The sequence below is a fragment of the Streptomyces sp. NPDC090798 genome, from assembly GCF_044768965.1.
Classification (GTDB): Bacteria; Actinomycetota; Actinomycetes; order Streptomycetales; family Streptomycetaceae; genus Streptomyces.
In genome coordinates this window covers 1-3,694 of the sequence record NZ_JBIVXA010000057.1, presented here as the reverse complement: position 1 = coordinate 3,694, position 3,694 = coordinate 1, and the positions used below count along the sequence as shown (strand labels likewise).

The 3,694-nt window shown below is 67.7% G+C and carries 1 protein-coding gene; it reads right to left on the bottom strand.

What is annotated here, in order from left to right:
- A partial coding sequence (locus ACIQTP_RS46880; RefSeq protein ID WP_403412358.1) for an amino acid adenylation domain-containing protein occupies nucleotides 1-3,694 on the bottom strand: 3,694 nt, incomplete at both ends.

Here is a 3,694-nt window from a genome sequence, read left to right as displayed (position 1 = left end):
GCCTCGAACAGCTCCGGCAACGTCACATCCGGAACCTCACGAGCCGTGTCGTTCCAGTCGACGAGCACCCGCTGCCGCTCCTCGGCACCGAGAACGCTGACGGAACGAATCGCCGTGTCGGGATCAGCGGTGACGGCCTCCAGCACGCGCACGAGCCGGTCGGCGAGCCCTCGGACCGTCTCCTCCGTGAAGAGGTCAGTCCGGTATTCCAGGTGCCCTTCAAGGCCGGCGGGCCGCCCGTCCTGACCATGGGTCTCCCCCAGGCTGAACGACAGGTCGAACCTCGCCGCCGCATCGCCGACGGGCTCGGCCTGGGCGTGCACACCTGGCAGGTCGAGGTCGGGACGCAGATTGTTCTGGAACGCGAGCATCACCTGGAAGAGGGGGTGCCGGGCCATGGAACGGGCCGGGTTGAGGACCTCCACCAGCCGCTCGAACGGCACGTCCTGATGTGCGAATGCCGCCAGATCGGCCTCCCGCACCCGCTCCACCACCTGCCGGAACGTCGGATCACCAGCGACATCCGTCCGCAGAACCAGCGTGTTCACGAAGAACCCGACCAGGTCGTCCAGCGCGTCATCGGTGCGTCCCGCCACCGGGGTCCCGATCGGGATGTCCTCACCCGCACCCATCTTCGACAACAGCACCGCCAGCGCGGCCTGCACGGTCATGAACACGCTCGCACCGCAGGAGCGGGACAGCTCCACCAGCCGGGCGTGCACTTCCCCCGGAACACGCACGTCCACGGAAGCGCCGTCATGCGAGGCAACCGCCGGACGCGGGAAATCAACCGGCAGCTCCAACTGCTCAGGGACGCCCGCCAGAGTCTGCTTCCAGTACGCCACCTGAGCAGCGATCACGCTGTCCGGGTCGTCCTCGTCGCCGAGGACCTCGCGCTGCCACAGGGTGTAGTCCGCGTACTGCACCGGAAGCACATCCCACACCGGCGCGACACCCAGGCACCGGGCCGCATACGCCTCCGACAGATCCCTGGCGAGCGGAGCCATCGACCAGCCATCAGCCGCAATGTGATGGACCACCATCACCAGAACCCACTCATCGGCAGCGTCCGCCACCTCCAACAGCCGCACCCGCCACGGCAGATCCCGCTCCAGCTCGAACCCGGCACCGGTCGCATCGGCCACCGCGGAGGCGACGTTCTCAGCGGTCACCGACTTCACGACAACCTCGGGAACACCCGCGGCGCCGTGCCGAATCTCCTGCCGCGGCTCACCGTCCACCTGCGGGAACACCGTCCGCAAGCTCTCATGCCGGCCCGCCACATCCGCGAGCGCCGCACGCAGCGCCTCCACGTCCAGGGTCCCGGTCAGCCGGAGGGCAAGCGGAATGTTGTACGTCGCCGATACGCCTTCCAGCTGGCCCAGGAACCACAACCGGCGCTGCGCGAACGACACCGGAAGCACCTCCGGCCGCACCCGCACACCCAACCGCTCCCGAACCCGACCACCCTCGTCCAACCGGCCGACCAGACCGGCGACACTCGGCGCCTCGAACAGCGACCGGATGCTCACCTCTACGCCCAGCACCGACCGGATCCGACTCACCAGCCGGGTCGCAAGCAGCGAATGACCACCCAGCTCGAAGAAGCTGTCGTCGATCGACACCGAATCCACACCCAGAACCTCGGCGAACAGACCGCACAGGATCTCCTCCCGCAGCGACCGCGGCGCCCGCCCGGAAGCGTTCGACGTGTAATCCGGAGCCGGCAGGGCGCGCCGGTCCAGCTTCCCGTTCGGCGTCAACGGCAGAGCCTCCAGCACCACGAACGCCGAAGGCACCATGTAATCCGGCAACCGCTCCGCCACGAACCCACGCAGCACGGCAGGGTCGAGAACGCCCGTGGACGACGCACCGGCGCCGGGCACCACGTACGCCACCAGGCGCTTGTCCCCCGCGTCGTCCTCCCGGACCACCACGGCTGCTTGGCCTACGAGAACGTGCGCCACCAACGAGGCTTCGATTTCGCCGAGTTCGAGTCGCTGACCACGGATCTTGACCTGGTGGTCCCGCCGTTCCACGAACTCGAGGCGGCCGTCCGGGAGGCACCGGACGTAGTCGCCCATGCGGTACATCCGCGCGCCTGGCTCACCGGAGTAGGGGTCGGCGACGAAGGCGGCTGCGGTGCGGTTCGGGTCGCCCACATAGCCCTGCCCGACGCCCACACCGCTGACGTACAGGTCTCCGGGCATTCCCATGGCAACCGGCTGGAGTGCCTCGTTCAGCACGTACAGCCGCATGTTGCGAATCGGGCGCCCGATGGTGACCTTTTTCTCGGTTTCGTAGTTCTCGCGCGTGATGATGGCGTGCGAGACGTCGTCCGAGCATTCCGTCGAACCGTAGGCGTTGACGAGGGGGATCTCCGGATAGCGGGCGAACCAGCGCTCACAGAGACTCCCCGGAAGGGCTTCGCCCGTCACCATCAGCCAGCGGAGCTGCGGCAGTGCGATCTGTTCATCGTCGGCGTCCCACATGTCGAGGGCCGCCCGGAGGAGCGAGGGTACGACCTCAAGGACCGACACCCCTTCGTCGGCCACACGCCGGAAGAGCTCGCGCGGGTCGGCGGCCACCGTCCGGTCGACGACTCGGATCCTTCCGCCGAGCATCAGTGCGGCAAACATCTGCCAGACGGAGATGTTGAAGGTCAGCGGTGCGTTCTGCATGACGTGATCCGCTGCGGAGAGCTGCAGGTCCTCGATCTTCGCCAGCAGATGGTTCTCCATGCCGGCCCGATGAACCATCGCCCCCTTCGGTCGCCCGGTGGAACCCGACGTGAAGATGGAGTACGCGATGTCGTAGCCCCTGGAGCCGTTCGGATACCACTCGGCGCCGTCCTGCTCGTCGTCCATGAGCAGCACCTCGACGGTGCCTTCCGACGCCGCGGCGATGGCCTGCGCGCGTTCGAAGTGCTTCTTCTCGGTGAGGAGGCAGTTCGCGCGGCTGTCGGTGAGGTACGTCGCGCTCCGCGCAGTCGGAGCCTGCGGGTCAAGGGGGATGTATCCCGCTCGACTGCCGAACACGCCCAGCACCGACCACACGAACGGCGCGCCGGGATCGGAAAGGATTCCGACGAGTGCCCCCGCGCCTGTTCCACGCTGTGCGAGGCGCTTCGAGAGAGAGCTCGCGCGGGACATCAGGACGTCGTACGTGACGTCTCCCTCGTCGTCCGTGACGGCCACGGCGTCGGGCTGCTGTCGGGCAACGGCCCTGATCCTGTCGACGACGTCCCGGAACTCCTCGGCTTCGTGGCGCCCGTGCAGCGCGGAGAGCGCACGTTCACGCTCGAGCTCGTCGAGGATCTCGACCCGGCCCATGGGGGTCTCAAGGGTCTCGGCCATGGCTCGGAATACGCGGACCAGTCGGCTGCCGAGTCCCTCCACCTCCGTCCGGGCGAACAGGTCGGGGCCGTATTCCATGCGGATCTCGATGCGGTCCCCGGGCAGCACCCTCAGGTTCATCGGATAGTGGCTGGCGTCGTGGGCTTGGGCGTGGGTGAGGTTGAGGGTGGATGTCGCCTGTTCGAAGGCCTCGTTCTCGACCGGGTAGTTCTCGAACACGATCACGGTGTCGAAGAGTTCGTTGGCCGGGGTGAGGTTGTGGATGTCGGTGAGCTTGAGGTGCTGGTGGGCCAGGAGGGCGCTCTGCTCGTCCTGGAGCCGTACCAGCGCCTCCCGCA